Raw genomic sequence first — 19,182 nt, 5'->3', positions numbered from 1 at the left:
TTTCAAGGGCCGGCGGCCCGTTTTTGGGGCACCGGGGTGTGGCGCGGGAGATACTCCGTCGCGCGTGCCCGGAGGGCCTCCTCAGGCTGCGACCGGCGCCCGCTTGTCCTCCAGGTTGCGCACCAGCACCAGCGCTTCGCCGGCCAGCACCACGCGACCGTCGTCGCCCGAGATCACAGTGGCCAGGTTGACCAGATCCTTGTCGCCGCGCAGGCGCACGATGCGCACCGAGGCGGTCAGCTGCTCGCCCAGCCGCGCCGGCGAGCGCAGCCGCAGCGACTGCTTCATCCAGCCGGTGCCCCGGCCCGGCAGGCGGGTGCCAAGCAGGTCGGAGAACATCCCGGCCAGCAATGGCAGCGGCACGATGGCGCCGCCGAAGCCCCGGCTGCGGGCAAACACCGGATCGGTGTAGAAGCGATTGCCGTCGTCGGTCAGGGATACGTACTCGTCGATATCCGCGGCACTGAAGGTACGTATCGCCGACGCCTCCTGGCCCATGCTGAGATGGTAGAGCGTGCCGTCGCCGGCGACGGCGGACTGTACGGCATCGTCCCCATCATGGCGCTGGGCCTCGGCCAGCGCGGCGGCCGTGGCGTCGACCAGCAGGACGGCGTCGCCCTGTGCCGTAACCTGCTCATCGGACTCGGGCGTGCGCGCACGCCCGCGCTGCACGCAGCGGATCTCGGTATCCAGGGCAATCCGGTCGCGCCCCGGCGTGTCGTCGAGCACCAGCACGGCCGCCACGCCGTCGCCGACGAAGGTGGGCCGCGGGAACATCAGCGTCTGCCCGATCGGCAGCACGGGACGCGGGTTGCTGCGCCGCATCTGGGCGCACAGCAACGAGAACAGCAGCATGCCGTGCGCCACCGTGGCGCCGAAATGCGTGGTGCTGGCGAACGCCGGGTCGCAGTGGATGGGATTGTCGTCGCGCGAGAGCCGGGCGAAGCGATCGAAGTCCTCCTGCGTCAGGATGCGCGGGCTGGATGCCTTCATCAGTTGGGTACCTCTACGGTGCCGCCGGTGACCGTGATCCGGTCGGCATTGGCCGGGACGGCGGCGAACGGCGGCAGATTGGTGGGCAGGATGGTGGGCGCGGGAGAGAGGGTGCCGCCACGCGCGACGGTGCGCACGACCTGCGACGGCGGCAGCGCAGTGCCGGCGGTGAGGTTGGCGTACACCGCATCCAGCGCACGGTTCAGGTAGACGTGCAGCGGGATGAAGCGGTTGTCATAGCCGGCCACCGCGCCGATGAAGCTATCGAAGTGCTGGCCGTTGGTCACCTCGATATAGGACAGCTTGCTGGCGCCGCCCTCCTGCAGGTTGTTGTAGCCAAGGTAGGGCCGCGAGGTGTGGTTGACCGGCAGCAAGGCGTCACTGCGGCCATGCACGATGATGGCCGGCTTGCCGTGCAGGTTGCCCGAGCGCAGCGTCTGCGCCAGGCCCGCCTGCAGCGCCTGGGACTGGGCATCGGCGCCGCTGAGCAGCCCGCGCAGGCAGCGCGCGCCGTCGAGGTTGGCGTCGGCCACGCCGTTGCCGGGCGACTTGGAATAGATGTCGCGCAGCGGGCCGCCCGGGTTGTTGTCGTTGATCAGTTGCACGCCGGCCGCGGGTGGCACGCCGTTGCCGGTCGCGTACAGGATATTGAGCACCTCGGGCGCGATGACCGCCGGCGTCAGCACCGCCGTGCCGGTGGCGGCGAAGCTCAAGCCGCACAGGCGGTCCGTCACGCTGGCCCGCGCAAGCGCATTGGCGAAGGTCACCGAAACCGCATTGGCCACTTCGAACAGGGCCAGCGAGGGATGGAGCACGTCCGACTCGGCCTCCCAGCCCGCGTCGTGCAGCGCCTGCAGCGCGTTGGCGGCCTGGGTGGCGGTGTCGGGGCCGGTGATGATGCCTGCGCTGACCAGCAACTGGCAGCGGTTGAGCGCCGGCTGGGCCAGCGCCACGGCAGGCAGGCCGTACAGGCTCACGGCCGGCGCGTTCACCAGTGCCACCGCCTGCGACGTGCACAGCTGCAGCAGGTTGGCCGTGGTGGTGTAGTCGTAGAGCGTGCGGCCCGACGCAAGGACCGGCGCGCCGCCGCGCGTGACGGTCACGCCAGTGACGGCGGGCAGGTTGAGGTTGGGCTCGCCCACGGCCACGCCGTCGATCAGGCCCTGGGTGTCCTGCTCGGCCGCCGCAATGGCTGCGCCGCCGCCGTTGGAGACGCTCGACGCGATCACCACCACCGTCTCAGGGGCGAACGAGCGCTCGCGCGTGCCGTCGGAGGCCACCGTGCCGAAGCGGTCGTTGAGCGCCCACAGGGCAAACTGCGCGGCCTGCAACGTGAAGGCGCCCCAGTCCTTTTCGGGATTGCGCTGCGAATGCGCATGCTTGAACGCCAGGCGGTGCGGCGCGAGCGCGTTGAACGCGGCCAGGGTGGTGGTCGGGAACGGCGCGGCGAACTGCGCATTGGCGCCGGCGGTGCTGCGCGGTGCGCGCGTGCCGTCGATCAGCGGCACGGTATCGGTATCCAGGTCGTGCGGTGCAGCACCGGTGYCTTTGTCGGTGTAGGCCACCGCGCAACCGCGCTTGAGCGCCCATTCGCCGGTGGAGATGGCGCCATAGACGCCGCGCGAGCCGGACGAGGTGGCGGTGATCAGGCAGGGCTTGGCGACGTTGAAGCTGTCGGGGATCTGCACCAGCATCGTGACGTTCTGCTTGCCGCTGCCGTCGTCCGAGAACGCCAGGTACTCGCGCCCCGCCACCTTGCCCTGGCTGGCGGTGACGTTGCCCTGGGCGTCCACGTTGGGGCCGTACAGCGAGCCGAAGCCGCCGCCCGTGGTGGTATCCACCAGCGCGCGGTAGTTGGTGTAGATGGCATAGCGGCGCAGTTCGACCGCAGTGGGCGCCGCCGGGTTCAGCGGCAACGGCGCGGTGGCCGATGCCAGGCCGTCCTTGCCGAGGCCGGCGGTCAGCAGGTCGTCGGTGTTGCCGTCGTAGCTCTTGATGGTCACCGTGCCGATATTGACCGGCTTGATATTGGGATTGCCGTTGCCGCTGTTGTTATTGTTGCCGCCACCGCACGCGGCCAGCAGAAGGCCGGCCGCGCCGGCCAGCGCGAGCCGCGCCCGCGTTGCGCTCCAGACTGGCCGAACGGTACCACCGATACTCACTGCAAACTCGCGCCACATATCGTGCCCCTTTTTGCATGCTTGCTTGATCGGATAACGCATTACGCCAACTGCTTTCCCAATACTGCAACCCCTTGCCGCGCGAGCCCCTGGCCGCTCAGGACGGCGCGAAGCGCGCGCGCAGCTTGTGCTTCTCCACCTTGCCGGACGGGGTGCGCGGCAGCGCCTCGATCAAGCGCACGTGCCGCGGCACCTTGTATCCGGCCAGCGTGGCGCGGCAATGCGCGAGCAGCGCCTCGGCATCGAGCGCCTGGCCGGGCCGGGCCACTACCAGCGCCATGCCGACCTCGCCCCAGCGCGCGTCCGGCACGCCGATGACAGCGGCCTCGGCCACCGCGGCGAGCTGGAACAGCGCGTTCTCCACTTCGGCAGGATAGACGTTCTCCCCGCCGGAGATAAACATGTCCTTGGCGCGGTCGATGATGTAGTAGTCGCCCTCTTCATCCATATAGGCGATGTCGCCCGAGTACAGCCAGCCGTCGCGGATGGCGGCAGCCGTGGCCTGCGGCAGGTTCCAGTAGCCGGGTGTGACGCCGGGGCCCTTGATCAGCAGCTCGCCGCGTTCGCCGGGCGCCACGTCGTAGCCGAGCGGGTCCACCACGCGCGTGAGCATCGAGCCTACCGGCTTGCCGATGGTGCCGATCTTGCGGCGCGCGGTGGCCTCGTCGCAGACGAATACGGTGGGCCCGGTCTCGGTCATGCCGAAGCCGAAGCAGATCGTCACGCCCTTGGCGAGGTAGGCCTCCAGCAGCGGGCGCGGCACCGGCGAGCCGCCGGCGGACATATTGCGCACGCGCGAGAAATCCGCCGCGGCGAAGCCCGCGTGCTGGCTCAGGAAGAGGTAGACCGCGGGCACCGCGAAGAACATCGTGATGCCCGCCCCCGCGTGCGTGCCGGCGGCCGCATCGAGCTTGCGCAGGGTCACCGCGGCATCGAACTGCCGCATGATGTGCACGGTGCCGCCGGCATGCAGCACCGGGTTGGCGTAGAGGTTGAGCCCGCCGGTGTGGAAGAACGGCAGCACGTTCAGGAACACGTCGTCGCGCGTGATCTTGTTGGCCAGCATGGCGTTCACGGCATTGAAGAAAACCATGCCGTAGGTCTGGATCACGCCCTTGGGCCGGCCGGTGGTGCCGGAGGTGTAGAGCAGGTGCCAGATTTCGTGTTCGTCGCGGCAGGGCATCTCGATGACGCGGCCGGACGCGCGCGCCAGCACCGTCTCGTACTCGGTCCAACCGCCGGGCACGTCCGCGCTTTCGTCGTCGGCCATATGCAGCACGGCGCGCAGCGGCATGGCGCGGCTCAGGGCGATGGCGGTGGCGAGAAAGCCGTCGCCGGCGACCAGCACCTCGGGCGAACAATCCTCCAGGATGGGCAGCAGCTCGGCCTCGGGCAGGCGCCAGTTCAGGCAGACCATCACCATGCCCGCCTTGGCGCAGCCATACAGCATTTCGAGGTAATCCGAGCTGTTGTGCGCCAGCACCGCCACGCGGGCGCCGGGCGCCAGCCGCAGATGCTCGCCGAGATACTCGGCAAAGCGGCTGGCGCGCTCGTCGAACCGGCGGTACGTCACCGTGCGGCCGCTCTGCACGTCGACCAGCGCGATCTTGTCCGGGGTGTGCCGGGCGTTCTTGTGCAGCCAGTCGACGACGTACATGTGCAGGGTCTCCCGTTGTCTTTTATCTTGCGCGCAGTACCAGTCTAGGAGGCTACCTCGTGTTCGGCCCGGTCGCCGCGCAGGCGGCCGACGATGCCCTGCGGGAAGTAATACACGCTGAGGATGAACAGCAGCCCCAGCCACAGCAGCCAGCGATCCGGGTGCAACAGGCCGGACAGCAGCGGGATCGCCGCGGTGCCGTCGCTGGCCAGCTTCATCACGTCCTGCAGGTAGGTCTGCGCCACCAGGAACAGCGTGGTGCCGATGATAGCGCCGTACAGCGTGCCCATGCCACCGATCACCACGATCAGCAGGATATCCACCATGATCTCGAACGACAGCGAGGTGTCCGGACCGTTGTAGCGCAGCCAGAGCGCCATCAGCACGCCGGCCAGCGTGGCGAAGGCGGCCGACAGCACGGTGGATACGGTGCGGTAGACCACGGTGCGGTAGCCGATCGCCTCGGCCCGGAAGTCGTTTTCGCGGATGGCCTGCAGCACGCGCCCGAACGGCGAGTTCACCACGCGCAGCAGCAACAGGAACAAGGCCAGCGCGCCGGCGAACACGAAGTAGTAGGAGAACAGCTTGCCGTTGAGCGGCACGCCGAACCACTCGGCGTCTCCCAGCGTGAAGCCCGGCGTGAAGATCTCGGGCACCTTGAAGGTGATGCCGTCCTCGCCGCCGGTCCACTCGGACAGCTGCGATACCAGCGTGGCAAAGGCGGTGGCCACGGCCAGCGTGATCATGGCGAAGAAGATCGCCCTCACCCGCAGCGAGAACAGCCCGATCAGGAAAGCCAGCGCCATCGACACCAGCAGCGCGCCCACGGTGCCGAGCGCCAGCGCGCCCCAGCCCGGCTCGAGCCGCGACATGGCGATCGCCACGCCGTAGCCGCCGATGCCGAAGAACATGGTGTGGGCGAAGGAGACGATGCCGGTATAGCCGAGCAGCAGGTCGTAGCTGGCCACCAGCACCACGAAGACACAGATCTTGGCCGCCATGTTGAGCGCGCGCGCGCCGGGGAACAGGAACGGCGCGCAGGCCAGCGCTAGCAGCATCGCCACCAGGATGACGGTCAGCACGCGGCTGCGCGGCAGGTCGCCGGAAAGGAGTCGGGTCATCGCATTTTCCTCGGGGCTCAGCGCCTGGCTACCGGATACAGTCCCTGCGGACGCCACAGCAGGATCATCACCATCAGCAGGATGTTGGAGAACAGCGCCAGCTTGGGGAACAGAAAACCAGTGTAGTTGGCCATCAGCCCCACCAGCAATGCGCCGACGAAACAGCCGGTGGTCGAGCCGAGCCCGCCGATGATGATGACGATGAAGATCAGCACGTTGACCTGCGCGCCGATCGACGCCGTGATGTTCTGCTGGTACAGCCCCCACAGCACGCCGCCCATGCCGGCCAGGCCGGCACCGACCACGAACACGCCGATGAACAGCAGGCGGATGCGGTAGCCGAGCGACTCCACCATCTCGCGGTTCTCCACGCCCGCGCGGATCAGCAGGCCGATGCGCGTGCGGTTGAGCACCAGCAGCATGGCGATGAAGACCGCCAGGCCGAGCACCACTGCGATCAGGCGATATTTCTCGATGGCGGCGTCGCCCAGCAGCACCGCGCCGCGGAAGGTGGTGGGCACCTGCAGCGCGATGGTCTCCGCGCCCCAGATGGCCTTGATCAGCTGCTCGGCCACGATCATGCCGCCCATGGTGATCAGGATCTGCTTGAGATGCTGCCCGTACACCGGACGCACTACCACGCGCTCGAACAGGAAGCCGACAATGCCCGCCGCGACCATCGCCGCCACGATGGCCAGGCCGAACACCGCAAGATTGAGCGCCAGGCTGTCGGCCTCGACCCAGCCGCCCAGCGGCAGCAACACCGATGCCGCCACATAGGCGCCGAGCGCGATGAAGGCGCCGTGGCCGAAGTTGAGCACGTCCATCAGGCCGAACACCAGCGTCAGGCCGGACGACACCACGAACACGATCATGCCCATGGCCAGGCCGGCGATGGTCAGCGTCAGCCAGGTCGAGCCGCTGCCCACCAGGGGATAGGCCAGCAGCATCAGCAGCGGCGCCAGCGCCAGCGGGGTCCAGTCGAGGCGGACCTTGGGCAGGTCCGCCGGCGCGGCCGGCGTGGTGGGTAAGGTGCTTGTACTCGCCATTGTCTCGGTCCCGATCTCTACGTTCTGGCATGAAGCCGGCAATGGGCCGCCGCCTCTCACGCTGCTATTGTCCGCGCCCCGCTTGAAGTGCCCCGCTTGACACGGTTGCTCTCCCCTGCCCCGCTCCCGCAGGCGGGAGCGCGGACAGGAAAAGCCTACTGATGCGCCGCCAGCGACAAGCCCAGCAGGCGTTGCTGCAGCGCATCGTCATCCGCCAGCGCCGCCATGCTGCCGGTGTGCACCACGCGGCCGTCGTCCATCACCGCCACCGTATCGCCCACCGACTTGGCCATGTGGAAGTTCTGCTCCACCAGCAGGATCGAGACGTCGGTCTGCTTGAGCTCGCGGAACACCGTGATCATGTTCTGGATGATGGCCGGCGCCAGGCCCTTGGTGGGCTCGTCGACGATCAGCAGCTTGCGCGGCTCGATGATCGCGCGCGCCACCGACAGCATCTGCTTCTGGCCGCCGGAGAGCACGCCGGCGCGCTGGTGCCAGAAGATCTTCAGCGCCGGAAACATGCGGAACACCCATTCCAGGCGTTGCGTGTCGATGGCGCCGCTGCGCGCGGCCAGGCGCATGTTTTCCGCCACGGTCAGTTCGGCGAACACGCTCATGTTTTCCGGCACGTAGGCAATGCCGGCCTGCGCCACGCGCGGGGTGCCCCGGCGCGTGATGTCGGCGCCGTCGAAATCGATGCGCCCCTCGCCGGCCTGCCACAGGTTCATGATGGTGCGCAGCGTGGTGGTCTTGCCGGCGCCGTTGCGTCCCAGCAGCATGGTCACGCCGCCGCGCGGCACCGCGAAGCTCACGCCGTGCAGGATGTGGTACGGGCCGATATGCGTGTGTACGCCATCCAGGCTCAGGATGGGAGATGCCGCCTGCTCAGCCATGGCTGCCCTCCTGCGCGGGTGCCATCTCGTCGCCCTGCGCGCCGGCGATGCCGAGATAGGCCTGCTGCACGATCGGCGAGGCGATCACCTCGGCAGGGTCGCCGTCGGCCATCAGGTTGCCGTTGTGCAGCACGATGATGCGGTCGGCCAGCGAACGCACCACGTCCATCTTGTGTTCCACCAGCAGCACGGTCTTGCTCCTGTCGCGCCGGATCTCCTGGATCAGGTCGAGGATCACCGGCACCTCGTCCACGCTCATGCCGGCGGTGGGTTCGTCGAACATGAAGATGCGCGGCTGCAATGCCAGCAGGATGCCCACTTCGAGCTTGCGCTGGTCGCCGTGCGGCAGCGAGGCCACCGGCACATGGCGCTTGTCGGCCATGGCCACGCGCTCCAGGCAGGACTCGGCCTCTGCACGCACGGCGCGGTTGCCGCTCCACACCGACCACAGGTCCAGCCCCACGCGCTGGCGCGCCTGTACCGCCAGCCGCACGTTCTCGAACACCGACAGGTTCGGGAACAGGCTGGTCAGCTGGAAGGCGCGGCCGATGCCGCGCCGTGCCTTGTGCGGCACCGGCAGGCGGGTCACGTCCTCGCCACCCAGCAGGATCTGGCCGGCGCTGGGCGGCAGTTGCCCGGAGATCAGGTTGAAGTACGTGGTCTTGCCCGCGCCATTGGGACCGACGATGCAGGTCAGCTCGCCGGGGCGGAATGCGCATGACACCGCATTCACGGCCACATGGCCGCCAAAGCGGATGGTGAGGTCGCGCGTCTCCAGCGCGGGCGGCCCTGCCGCCGCGCGCTGCAGCGCTGCCGAAGTGCCGGCGGAAATGGCGCCCACCGTCATCACCGCTTGTTGCGGACCGGCACGCTCATCTCCTCGGGCTTGATCTCGCGGACCAGCTCGGGCACGCCCCACGCGAACGCCGGATCGACCTTGATCTTGAAGTGATACATGGACTGCAGGGCCTGGTGGTCCTCCTTGCGGAAGGTCATCTTCCCCTTGGGCGTCTCGAACGACATTCCCTCCATCGCACCGATCAGCTTTTCCGTACCGGTGTCGCCGTTGGTCTTCTTGAGCGCCTCGACCAGCGCGATGCCGGCCGCCATGCCGCCTGCGGTGAAGAAGTCGGGCGGGGTCTTGAACTTGCTGTAGTGGTTGGAGACCAGCCACTCGTTGGCCTTGTTCTTGGGAATGCCGAAGTAGTAGTAGGTCGCGCCTTCCATGCCCGGGAAGTTCTTGTAGCTGGTCATGGCCGGCAGGATGTTGCCGCCGGTGGCGATCTCGATGCCGTAGCGCTTGGGATCGAGGTCGGCGATCTTGAACGGGTTGCCGGCACCGGCCCAGATGATGAAGATGACCTTGCGGCCCGGCTTGTCCTTGAGCGAGTCGAACAGGCGCTGCGCGCCGGCGGTGAAGTCCGTGGTGTTGGTGGGCAGGTATTCCTCGTGGACGATCTTGGCGTTCTTGAGCGCGCCCTTGAAGGCCTTCACGCCGTCGCGGCCGAAGGCGTAGTCCTGTGCCAGCGTGGCGATCTGCACGCCGGGCTTGTCCAGCGCCACCGCGTTGGAGATGGCGTCCTGCGAGGAATTGCGGCCGGTGCGGAAGATATAGCGGTTCCACTTCTCGCCGGTGATCGAATCCGCCACGGCGGGCTCGACCAGCAGGATCTTCTTGTACTCCTCGGCCACCGGCAGCATCGCCAGCGCCGTGCCCGAGGAGGTCGGGCCGACGGCGATGTCGGCGCGGTCGTCGCTATAGGCGGCGGCCAGCTGCGCCTTGGCCACGTCGGGCTTGCCCTGGGTGTCCTTCTCCAGCACCACCAGCTTGTTGCCATTGACCGCCATGGTGCCGTTGGTGGCGTACTCCAGGCCCATCATCAGCCCGGTCTGGGTCTGCTTGGCATAAGCTTCGAGCGCGCCGGTCTTGTCGTAGACGTGGGCGATGCGGATGTCCTTGGCCTGGACGCCGACGGCGGCCAGCAGGCCGGCCAGGGCGAGCGCGCCGGCGGCTTGGTGCTTGCGTTGCATTCCTGTCTCCTCTTTGGATGTTTCTTCTTGTTGCTGGTGCGGATCGGGCTGCCGACCGACGATCGGCGACGGTATTGCCTGACGTTACAGCTTGTTCTTCTGCTTCTTGCCTTGCGGTGCTTTCAGCTTGTTGCTTGCTGCTTGCTGCATTCCTGCGCGCGTGCCGCTCAGCACGGGGTCGTGGCCTCCGGGTCCCAGCGCAGCAGCGCGCGCGTGTGCGCCACGCTGCCGGCGACCTTGTCCTTCAGTGCGGCCGCCAGCGACAGCGCGCAGGCCTCGGCCTGGCCACCAGGCGCCAGGTGCGTCGCGATGCCGAGCGCCGCGGCCTGGCTGGCGGTCAGCGTGGTGTTCTCGAGCTGGATCGCACGCGCCCGGGCGTGGCCGATCATCTGCGGCAGCATCGCCGTCCAGCCGCCGTCGGGACTGAAGCCCACCACGGTGTAGTACGGCGCGATGCGCGCGCCCTCGCCGAGCACCGTCATGTCGCAGGCCAGCGCCAGGCCCAGCGCGCCGCCGGTGAGCCAGCCCTCCACTGCCGCGATGACCGGGCAGCGCAACGCCGCCAGGCGCAGGATGCACGTATTGAGCAAACCCAGCAGGCGCTGGGCGTAGGCCTCGAGCGCCGTGCGCTGCGCCGCATGGGCGGCGAAGGCGGCCACGTCGCCGCCCGTGGAAAACGAGCGGCCGGCATGCCCCAGCACCACCGCGCGGACATCGGCATCGGCCTCCACGCGCTCAAGCGCGGCCAGCAATTGCTCCAGCAACTCCGGCACCAGGCTGTTGTGGCGGACGGCGCGGTTGAGCCGCACCACGGCCGTGCCGCCGACGCGCTCGACCAGCACCAGCGCGCTCATCGCGCCTCCAGGCCGTGGGAAATCATGTCGAAGGCGGTATCGACCACCTTGTCCATCGACGCCGGACGTTTCCACAGCGCGTAGCGCATGCCGAGGAAGTTGCTGATGCCGATCAGGCACCAGGCGCGCACCTCGGCATCGCCCGGCGAGATCTGGCCCTGCTCTTCGGCCTTGCCCAGGCGCCGGCTGTAGACGTCGGCGAAAACCTGGAAATAGCTGCTGTAGATGGTTTCGTCCACCGAATAGGAATCCAGCACGATGCGGTACAGGTTCTTGTGGCGCGAGACGAAGGAGAGAAAGGCCTTGAGGCCGAGCCGCTCGGCTTCGATCTGCGTCTGCGCCGGCCCGACGTGCTTGCGCAGGTGGGCGCGCACCAGTTCCAGCATGTGCTGCACTAGCGCCCGGAAGATGTCTTCCTTGTCCTTGAAGTAGAGGTAGAAGGTGCCCATCGCCACCTCGGCCTCCTGCGTGATCTCGGAGATCGACGCCACGTAGTAGCCCTTCTCCCCGAACACCTTCTCGGCGGCGCGCAGCAGCGCCTCGCGGGTCTTCTGGCCGCGCGCGGTCTTGGGCTGGCTTGCGCCGGATTCGGTCAGGGACATCAGAGCTCCGGGATCATGAAACATGATAGCTGATTCATGTTTCATGATATAAACGTGGCAATCCGAATGTCAATACATCGCTTTCCCGAAGCCAGAGCCTGCCACGGCCGCGGGTTCGAGACAAGCCAGCTCAACGACCGGGAACTCGCCCTTGGATGATTCGCGCACGGCGTTGCTCGCCCATCCTGCCGCATCGGCCCCGCCCGACTTCGACGTCCATCCGGCCCGCGGCGGCCTGCCGGGCTGGCGGGAGGCGGGCAACGGCCCGGCGCTGCTGCTGCTGCACGGCTGGTCGCTGTCGGGCGAAGCCTTCGACGGCCAGCGCGCGCTGGCGCAGGCGGGCCTGCGGGTGATCGCGCCGGACCACGCCGGACATGGCCTGTCTGCTGCGCTGCCGCAAGCAGCCCGGGCCACGGTGGCGCGGCTGGCGGCGGACGTGGCGGCGCTGGTCCGCCACCTGGGCCTGCGCGAGGTGACGGTGGCGGGATGGTCGATGGGTGCGATGGCGGCGTGGGAGTTGCTGCGCAGCCATGCCGCGCTGCCGCTGGCGGCGGTCGGCGCCATCGATATGACGCCGTGCCTGGTAACGGGCCCGGACTGGCAGCACGGCCTGCACGGGCGCTACGACACGACCCTGGCCGCGCAGATGGCCGCGCGCGTGCGGCAGGACTGGCCCGCGACGGCCGCTTTGGTGCGAGATGGACTGTGGGCAGCGGGCAGCCAGCCCGATCTGGCGCGGGCCACCTGGCTGGAGGCCGTCATGGGGCAATGCGCACCGCAAGCGCTGGCCTCATTGTGGGAGGACATGGCCCGCAGGGACTACCGGCAGACCCTGGCGCAGACCGGCGTGCCGCTGTTCCACCTGTATGGAGAGCGCAGCCGCCTCTATGCGCCGGCCGTCGGCCAGGCCACGCAGGCCCTGCAACCGGCCGCGCGGCTGGCCATCGTGCCGGGGACGGGCCATGCGCCGCATATGGAGCGGCCGGAAGCATTCAACACGGCCCTGCTGGCGATGCTGTCCGGCGCGGCCGCAGGCTGGCGCCCGTGACGATGCGCCGGCAGGACGCTCAGGCCAGCAGGCGGTAGGTCCACAGGCCAAGCACGGTCAGCGCCAGCGAGCCGCCGAGGTGCAGCAGCAGATGTACCACGGCCCAGCCATAGTCGCCGGCCATCAGGTTGGCCACGACCTCGCTGGAGAAGGTGGAGAAGGTGGTCAGTCCGCCGAGAAAACCGGTCACTGCCAGCAGCCGCCATTCGGCCGGCAGTCCGGCATGCGAATCGAAAAATCCCACGGCAAGGCCGATCAGGTAGCCGCCCACCAGGTTGGCGGCCAGCGTGCCGTAGGGCAGCGCGGGGTTGACCGCATTCCACATGACCGAGAACAGCCAGCGCAGCCACGCGCCCGCCGCGGCGCCGACACCCACCGCGACAAATCCGAGCGGGCCCATCAGTTCCCGGCTTCCTGATCTTGCCGCTGCGCGTCGGGCGCGCCGGTGGCCGCCTCCCCGCTGGCATTGAGCGAGCGAATGCCCCAGCGCTGCAATGCAGCCTCGTCGGTGACCCGCGCGTCGACCCAGCGCGCGCCCTCCGGGGTCTGCTCCTTCTTCCAGAACGGCGCCTCGGACTTGAGGTAGTCCATGATGAATTCGCAGGCGGCGAAGGCGTTGCCGCGGTGCGCCGAGGCCACCGCCACCAGCACGATCTGGTCCAGCGGCAGTAAGGGCCCGACCCGGTGCACGATGGTGACGCCGAGCAGCGCCCAGCGCTCCCGGGCCACCGCCTCGATGCGGGCCAGCGCCTTCTCGGTCATGCCCGGATAGTGCTCCAGCTCCATCGCGCTGACCGCAGCGCCGTCGCTGACATCGCGCACCGTGCCGATGAAGCTGGCCACCGCGCCCACGCCCGGCTGGTCCTGGCGCAATGCCGCCACCTCGGCGCCCAGGTCGAAATCCTCGCGCTGTACCTTGACGCTCATCTCAGCCTCCCGTGACCGGCGGAAAGAAGGCCACTTCGCAGCCTTCGGCCAGCACGCTGCCAGGACTCGCCACGTCGTGGTCAACCGCCATGCGCAGCGCACGGCCTTCCGCCAGCACCTCGGCCCAGGCGCCGCCGCGCTGGCCGAGCCATTGGCGCAACTCGCCCACGGTGGCCACCGTGGCTGGTACTTCGACACGTTCCTGCCCCAGGCCCAGTTGCTCGCGCACGCTGGCAAAGAAGCGCAGTTCGATCTTCATGGCAGCCGCTCTCCTCAACCCACCAGTCCATCGAAGGCGATGTACTGCACGGTGTCGCCGCGCGCGATCGACTGGCCCGGCGGGTTGTCGACCAGGCCGTCGCCCCACACGGTGGAGGTCAGCACGCCCGAACTCTGGTTGGCGAACATCTCCAGCCCGCCGGCCTGGTTGATGCGCACGCGCAGGAATTCGTTGCGGCGGTCGCCCTTGGGCAGGTCGAAATCCGCGCGCAGCAGCAGGCGGCGCGGCATCACGTCCTGCACGCCCTGCAAGCGCAGGATGAAGGGACGCACGAACAGCAGGAAGGTCACGAAGCTGGACACCGGGTTGCCCGGCAGGCCCAGGAAGTAGACCGGGGCCTGCCCGTCGCGCGCGACCTCGCCAAAGGCCAGCGGCTTGCCCGGCTTGATGGCGATCTGCCACAGGTTGAGGCGCCCTTCGGCTTCCACCGCCGGCTTGATATGGTCTTCCTCGCCCACCGAGACGCCGCCCGACGTGATGATCAGGTCATGCCCGGCTGCGGCGCGCCGCAGCGTGTCGCGCGTGGCGGCCAGGGTGTCGGGCACGATGCCGAAATCGCTGACCTCGCAGCCGAGTTTTTCCAGCAGGCCGCGCAGCGTGAAACGGTTGGAGTTATAGATGGCGCCCGGCTTGAGCGGCTCGCCGGGCATGGCGAGCTCGTCGCCGGTGAAGAAGACGGCGACCTTGACGCGCCGCACCACGTCGAGTTCGGCCTGCCCCACCGAGGCCGCCAGGCCCAGCGCCTGCGGCGTCAGCCGCGTGCCGGCCGGCAGGATCACGCTGCCCGAGCGGATATCCTCGCCGGCGCGGCGTATCCATTCGCCGGGTTGCGGCGCATGGTTGACGATCACCTCGTCGCCCTCCGCCACGCATTGCTCCTGCATGACCACGGCGTCGGCACCCGGCGGGATCAGGCCGCCGGTGAAGATGCGCGCGGCGGTTCCGGCAGCCAGCGCCGTGCCGACATGGCCCGCGGGAATGCGCTGCGCCACGCGCAGGCGCGCCCCGGGCGCCGCCACGTCGGCGCTGCGCACGGCGTAGCCGTCCATCGAGGTGTTGTCCGCCGGGGGCACGTCCAGCGAGCTCGCCACGGGCGTGGCCAGCACGCGGCCATTGGCGTCCAGCGTGGCGATACGCTCGGCTTGCGCGAGCGGCGTGGCGCCGGCCAGCAGGGCTTCGAGGGCCTGGGCCATGGTCAGCATGGGGGGACGGGCTTGCGCGGCGGCTTGGGTCATGACGAAAGCGGTTAGGTGGGACGGCAACCCCACGGTCGCCCATGGGAAACGGCCCGCGTACCGCCCCCGGTACATGCGGGGCGATGCGCGGGCCGTGCGGTTCAGCTCGGCAGATCCGATTGTAGCGAGTTGCCGCCGCCCCGGCCAACGGGCCGGCGGCGGCATGGTCTTTACAAGCCGGTATGGCCGGCGATGAAGGCCTTGATCTTGCCGGCGTCGGCCGGCATGACCTCGAAACGCTGGGGCAGCTTTTCGATGCCGTCGAAGCTGGCCGGCCGCTCCGGCTCGTGGCCGAGCGCCTCGCGGATGGTGTCGGCGAACTTGGCCGGCAGCGCGGTTTCCAGCACGACCATCGGCACGCCGGGGGTGAGGTGCTCGCGCGCGACCTTGACGCCGTCGGCGGTGTGCGTATCGATGGTGATGCCGTAGCGTCCGGACAGGTCGCGGATGGTGGCGACGCGGTCCTCGTGGGTGCTGCGGCCCGAGACGAAGCCGAAGGCGCGGATGCGGTCGAATTCCGGCGTGCCGGCCAGGTCGAAGCCGCCCCTGGTGTCCACATCGCGGAACATCTCGGCCAGCTTGCCGGCATCGCGGCCGAGCAGGTCGAACACGAAGCGCTCGAAGTTCGAGGCCTTCGAGATGTCCATGCTCGGGCTGGAGGTGTGATACGTCTCGGCCGACTTGCGCACGCGGTAGGTGCCGGTGCGGAAGAACTCGTCGAGCACGTCGTTCTCGTTGGTGGCCACCACCAGCTTGTCGATCGGCAGGCCCATCATGCGCGCGATATGGCCGGCGCAGACATTGCCGAAATTGCCCGATGGCACGCAGAAGGAGACCTTCTGGCCCGGGCCGTCGGTGGCCAGCAGCCAGCCCTTGAAGTAGTACACCACCTGGGCCACCACGCGCGCCCAGTTGATCGAGTTGACCGTGCCGATCTTCTGGCGGGCCTTGTAGTCCAGGTCGTTCGACACGGCCTTGACGATGTCCTGGCAATCGTCGAACACGCCTTCGACCGCCAGGTTGAAGATGTTCGGGTCCTGCAGGCTGAACATCTGCGCGGTCTGGAACGCGCTCATCTTGCGGTGCGGGCTGAGCATGAACACCCGGATGCCTTGCTTGCCGCGCATCGCGTACTCGGCGGCGCTGCCGGTATCGCCGGAGGTGGCGCCGAGGATGTTCAGCTCCTGCCCGGCACGCGCAAGCGCGTACTCGAACAGGTTGCCGAGCAGCTGCATGGCCATGTCCTTGAAGGCCAGCGTGGGGCCGTTGGACAGGCCCAGCAGCTGCAGGGGAGTACCGCCCTCCTCACCCAGCGTGCGCAGCGGGGTGATGTCCGCGGTGTTGTCGCCGGGGCGGGCATTGCAGTACACCTCGGCGGTGTAGGTCTTGCGCGTGAGTGCGCGCAGGTCCTCGGCCGGGATGTCGTCGCAGAACTTCGACAGGACTTCGAAGGCGAGATCGGCGTACGACAGCTTGCGCCAGGCTTCGAGCTCGTCGGTGGTGACCTGCGGGTATTCCTGCGGCAGGTACAGGCCGCCGTCCGGCGCCAGGCCGCCCAGCAGGATCTCGGAGAAGGTTTGCGGCATCTCGTGGCCGCGCGTCGACTGGTATTTCATCGCTCGCTCAGTTCAGTTCTTCCATGCGCAGGCGCGTGACCGCGGACAGCACGGTGGGGAGTGCCTCGATCTTGGCGATGGCGGCATTGACCTGCTTCTCGCGCGTGAGGTGCGACAGCATGATGATGTCGGTCTGCGGCTCGCCCTCGCGCGATTCCTTCTGCAGCATGGCATCGATGGAGATGCCGGCGTCGGCCAGGATGCGGGTGATGTCGGCCAGCACGCCGGTCTCGTCCGCCACGCGCATGCGCAGGTAGTACGAGCTGGTGACTTCCTCGATCGGCAGCACCGGCACGCTGGAGAGTTCGTCCGGCTGGAACGCCAGGTGCGGCACGCGGTGCTCGGGGTCGGCGGTGTGCAGGCGGGTCACGTCGACCAGGTCGGCGATCACGGCCGAAGCGGTCGGCTCGGCGCCGGCGCCCTTGCCGTAGTACAGCGTGGCGCCGACGGCGTCGCCCTGCACCAGCACGGCGTTCATGGCGCCTTCCACATTGGCGATCAGGCGCTTGGTCGGCACCAGGGTCGGGTGCACGCGCAGCTCGATGCCGTTTTCGCGGCGGCGCGTCAGGCCCAGCAGCTTGATGCGGTAGCCCAGCTCTTCGGCATAGCGGATATCCACGGCCGACAGCTTGGTGATGCCTTCCACATAGGCCTTGTCGAACTGCACCGGCATGCCGAAGGCGATCGAGCTCATCAGCGTGATCTTGTGGGCGGCGTCGATGCCTTCGATGTCGAAGGTGGGATCGGCCTCGGCATAGCCCAGCGCCTGGGCTTGCTTGAGCACGGTGTCGAAGTCCAGGCCCTTGTCGCGCATCTCCGACAGGATGAAGTTGGTGGTGCCGTTGATGATGCCGGCGATCCACTCGATGCGGTTGGCGGTCAGGCCTTCGCGCAGCGCCTTGATGATGGGGATGCCGCCGGCCACCGCGGCTTCGAAGGCCACGATCACGCCCTTCTTGCGCGCGGCCTCGAAGATCTCGTTGCCGTGCACGGCCAGCAGCGCCTTGTTGGCGGTGACCACGTGCTTGCCGTTCTCGATGGCCTTGAGCACCAGCTCGCGCGCGATGCCGTAGCCGCCGATCAGTTCGATGACGATGTCGATCTCGGGACGGGTGACGACCTGGTGCGCGTCGGCCACCACCTCGACCTGCCCACCGGTCAGCTCGCGGGCGCGTTCGGTGTTGAGGTCGGCGACCATGGCGATCTCGATGCCGCGTCCTGCGCGGCGGCGGATTTCTTCCTGGTTGCGCTGCAACACGTTGAACGTGCCGCTACCGACGGTACCGATGCCAAGCAGGCCTACTTTGATGGGATTCATGGACGATCTGACTCAGAGTTGCGGAAAAATGAATTGCGCCGCGCGCCGGCTCAGGCCGCGAGGCCGTGGCGCTTGCGGTATGCCTCCAGGAAGCGGCCTACGCGGCCGATGGCCTCGCGCAGGTCTTCCTCGTGCGGCAGGAAAACGATCCGGAAGTGGTCCGGCTTGTCCCAGTTGAAGCCCGTGCCCTGTACCAGCAGCACCTTGGATTCCTGCAGCAGTTCGTAGATGAACTCCTGGTCGTCCTGGATCGGATACATCGACAGGTCGAGCTTCGGGAACAGGTATAGCGCGGCCTTGGGCTTGACGCAGGTGACACCCGGGATCTGCGTGATCAGCTCGTGCGCCAGGTCGCGCTGGCGGCGCAGGCGGCCGCCTTCGGCCACCAGGTCGTTGATGCTCTGGTAGCCGCCCAGCGCGGTCTGGATGGCCCACTGGCCGGGCACGTTGGCGCACAGGCGCATCGAGGACAGCATGTTGAGCCCCTCGATATAGTCCAGCGCCGGACGCTTGTCGCCCGACACGATCATCCAGCCGGCACGGTAGCCGCAGGAGCGGTAGTTCTTGGACAGGCCGTTGAAGGTCACCGTCAGCACGTCGGTCGACAAGGCGGCGATCGACGTGTGGGTGTGCCCGTCGTAGAGTACCTTGTCGTAGATCTCGTCGGCGAAGATGATCAGGCCGTGCTCGCGCGCGATCGTCACGATGCTCTTGAGCAGTTCGTCCGAATACAGCGCCCCGGTGGGGTTGTTCGGGTTGATGACGACAATGGCCTTGGTATTGGGCGTGATCTTGGCGCGGATGTCGTCGAGGTCGGGCATCCACTCGTTGGCCTCGTCGCATACGTAGTGGACCGGGGTACCGCCCGAGAGGCTCACCGCGGCGGTCCACAGCGGATAATCCGGCGCCGGCACCAGCACTTCGTCGCCGCTGTTGAGCAGCGCGTTCATCGACATCACGATCAGCTCCGAGGCGCCGTTGCCCACGTAGATGTCGTCCAGCCCCACGCCTTCGATGTTCTTCTGCTGCGTGTAGTGCATGATCGCCTTGCGCGCGGCGAAGATGCCCTTGGAATCCGAATAGCCCGCCGAATTGGGCAGGTTGCGCATCATGTCCTGCTGGATCTCTTCCGGCGCGTCGAAACCGAACACGGCCAGGTTGCCGATGTTCAGCTTGATGATCTTGTGTCCTTCCTCTTCCATCTGCTTGGCCTTCTCCAGCACCGGGCCGCGGATGTCGTAGCAAACATTGTTGAGCTTGTTGGATTTCTGGATCGGTTTCACGGCGATGTCGGCAGGAGGCAAGGGCCGCCGGGTGAACGGCGGCTGGCTAGAGAATCTGGGTGGGAAGGAGCGGTCCGCGAGCGCCTGTCCGCTGC

At 68.1% G+C, this 19,182-nt stretch carries 18 protein-coding genes; 1 reads left to right on the top strand and 17 read right to left on the bottom strand.

Annotated features, from left to right (window positions below):
- Positions 1 to 81: 81 nt before the first annotated feature.
- The 10 genes from AC1DK4_RS07910 to AC1DK4_RS07865 all read right to left on the bottom strand — a co-directional run bounded on the left by AC1DK4_RS07910 (position 82) and on the right by AC1DK4_RS07865 (position 11,380).
- Entirely contained in the window at positions 82 to 993 is a 912-nt protein-coding gene (locus tag AC1DK4_RS07910; RefSeq protein WP_441613360.1) for a MaoC/PaaZ C-terminal domain-containing protein, read from the bottom strand.
- Positions 993 to 3,149 (bottom strand): D-(-)-3-hydroxybutyrate oligomer hydrolase, encoded by a 2,157-nt coding sequence (locus AC1DK4_RS07905; protein ID WP_477131471.1) that lies wholly within the window; start codon positions 3,147 to 3,149, stop codon positions 993 to 995. Before AC1DK4_RS07905 ends, AC1DK4_RS07910 begins: the two co-directional genes overlap by 1 nt.
- 121 nt (positions 3,150 to 3,270) lie before the next feature.
- Positions 3,271 to 4,830, bottom strand: a complete 1,560-nt coding sequence (locus tag AC1DK4_RS07900) for an acyl-CoA synthetase (RefSeq protein WP_441613359.1) — start codon at positions 4,828 to 4,830, stop codon at positions 3,271 to 3,273.
- Positions 4,831 to 4,874: 44 nt separating this feature from the next.
- On the bottom strand, positions 4,875 to 5,951 hold the full coding sequence (locus AC1DK4_RS07895) for a branched-chain amino acid ABC transporter permease (protein ID WP_441613358.1): 1,077 nt from the start codon (positions 5,949 to 5,951) through the stop codon (positions 4,875 to 4,877).
- A gap of 17 nt (positions 5,952 to 5,968) precedes the next feature.
- Positions 5,969 to 7,000 (bottom strand): branched-chain amino acid ABC transporter permease, encoded by a 1,032-nt coding sequence (locus tag AC1DK4_RS07890; protein WP_441613357.1) that lies wholly within the window; start codon positions 6,998 to 7,000, stop codon positions 5,969 to 5,971.
- Positions 7,001 to 7,155: 155 nt separating this feature from the next.
- Positions 7,156 to 7,893 carry an ABC transporter ATP-binding protein gene (locus AC1DK4_RS07885; protein WP_441613356.1) on the bottom strand — a complete coding sequence of 246 codons (738 nt, stop codon included), beginning with the start codon at positions 7,891 to 7,893 and terminating at the stop codon, positions 7,156 to 7,158.
- On the bottom strand, positions 7,886 to 8,725 hold the full coding sequence (locus AC1DK4_RS07880; RefSeq protein WP_441613569.1) for an ABC transporter ATP-binding protein: 840 nt from the start codon (positions 8,723 to 8,725) through the stop codon (positions 7,886 to 7,888). The genes AC1DK4_RS07885 and AC1DK4_RS07880 overlap by 8 nt, the downstream gene beginning before the upstream one ends.
- Before the next feature lie 14 nt (positions 8,726 to 8,739).
- Entirely contained in the window at positions 8,740 to 9,924 is a 1,185-nt protein-coding gene (locus AC1DK4_RS07875; protein WP_441613355.1) for a substrate-binding domain-containing protein, read from the bottom strand.
- Between the two features lie 167 nt (positions 9,925 to 10,091).
- On the bottom strand, positions 10,092 to 10,778 hold the full coding sequence (locus tag AC1DK4_RS07870; protein WP_477131456.1) for an enoyl-CoA hydratase/isomerase family protein: 687 nt from the start codon (positions 10,776 to 10,778) through the stop codon (positions 10,092 to 10,094).
- Positions 10,775 to 11,380 (bottom strand): TetR/AcrR family transcriptional regulator, encoded by a 606-nt coding sequence (locus tag AC1DK4_RS07865; protein WP_441613352.1) that lies wholly within the window; start codon positions 11,378 to 11,380, stop codon positions 10,775 to 10,777. Before AC1DK4_RS07865 ends, AC1DK4_RS07870 begins: the two co-directional genes overlap by 4 nt.
- A gap of 151 nt (positions 11,381 to 11,531) precedes the next feature.
- On the opposite strand from AC1DK4_RS07865, the gene AC1DK4_RS07860 reads away from it, so the two are divergent.
- Entirely contained in the window at positions 11,532 to 12,428 is an 897-nt protein-coding gene (locus AC1DK4_RS07860) for an alpha/beta fold hydrolase (protein ID WP_441613351.1), read from the top strand.
- 19 nt (positions 12,429 to 12,447) lie between these two features.
- On the opposite strand, the gene crcB is transcribed toward AC1DK4_RS07860, so the two are convergent.
- From crcB to AC1DK4_RS07825, 7 genes are all read right to left on the bottom strand, one after another.
- Positions 12,448 to 12,828, bottom strand: a complete 381-nt coding sequence (gene crcB / locus AC1DK4_RS07855; protein ID WP_441613350.1) for a fluoride efflux transporter CrcB — start codon at positions 12,826 to 12,828, stop codon at positions 12,448 to 12,450.
- Complete coding sequence (gene moaE, locus AC1DK4_RS07850) at positions 12,828 to 13,355, bottom strand: molybdopterin synthase catalytic subunit MoaE (RefSeq protein WP_441613349.1); 528 nt, start codon at positions 13,353 to 13,355, stop codon at positions 12,828 to 12,830. Before moaE ends, crcB begins: the two co-directional genes overlap by 1 nt.
- A 1-nt stretch (position 13,356) precedes the next feature.
- On the bottom strand, positions 13,357 to 13,614 hold the full coding sequence (gene moaD / locus AC1DK4_RS07845; protein ID WP_441613348.1) for a molybdopterin converting factor subunit 1: 258 nt from the start codon (positions 13,612 to 13,614) through the stop codon (positions 13,357 to 13,359).
- Positions 13,615 to 13,628: 14 nt separating this feature from the next.
- Positions 13,629 to 14,870 (bottom strand): molybdopterin molybdotransferase MoeA, encoded by a 1,242-nt coding sequence (locus AC1DK4_RS07840; RefSeq protein ID WP_441613347.1) that lies wholly within the window; start codon positions 14,868 to 14,870, stop codon positions 13,629 to 13,631.
- A gap of 170 nt (positions 14,871 to 15,040) precedes the next feature.
- Positions 15,041 to 16,486 (bottom strand): threonine synthase, encoded by a 1,446-nt coding sequence (thrC, locus tag AC1DK4_RS07835; RefSeq protein WP_441613346.1) that lies wholly within the window; start codon positions 16,484 to 16,486, stop codon positions 15,041 to 15,043.
- Positions 16,487 to 16,493: 7 nt separating this feature from the next.
- Positions 16,494 to 17,804 (bottom strand): homoserine dehydrogenase, encoded by a 1,311-nt coding sequence (locus AC1DK4_RS07830; RefSeq protein ID WP_441613345.1) that lies wholly within the window; start codon positions 17,802 to 17,804, stop codon positions 16,494 to 16,496.
- A 50-nt stretch (positions 17,805 to 17,854) separates the two neighbouring features.
- Positions 17,855 to 19,087 carry a pyridoxal phosphate-dependent aminotransferase gene (locus tag AC1DK4_RS07825; protein ID WP_441613344.1) on the bottom strand — a complete coding sequence of 411 codons (1,233 nt, stop codon included), beginning with the start codon at positions 19,085 to 19,087 and terminating at the stop codon, positions 17,855 to 17,857.
- Positions 19,088 to 19,182 lie beyond the last annotated feature (95 nt).

Source organism: Cupriavidus sp. 05N38 (assembly GCF_056397345.1).
Note: the sequence above shows the minus strand (reverse complement) of the source record. Positions and strands in the feature narration are given on the sequence as shown.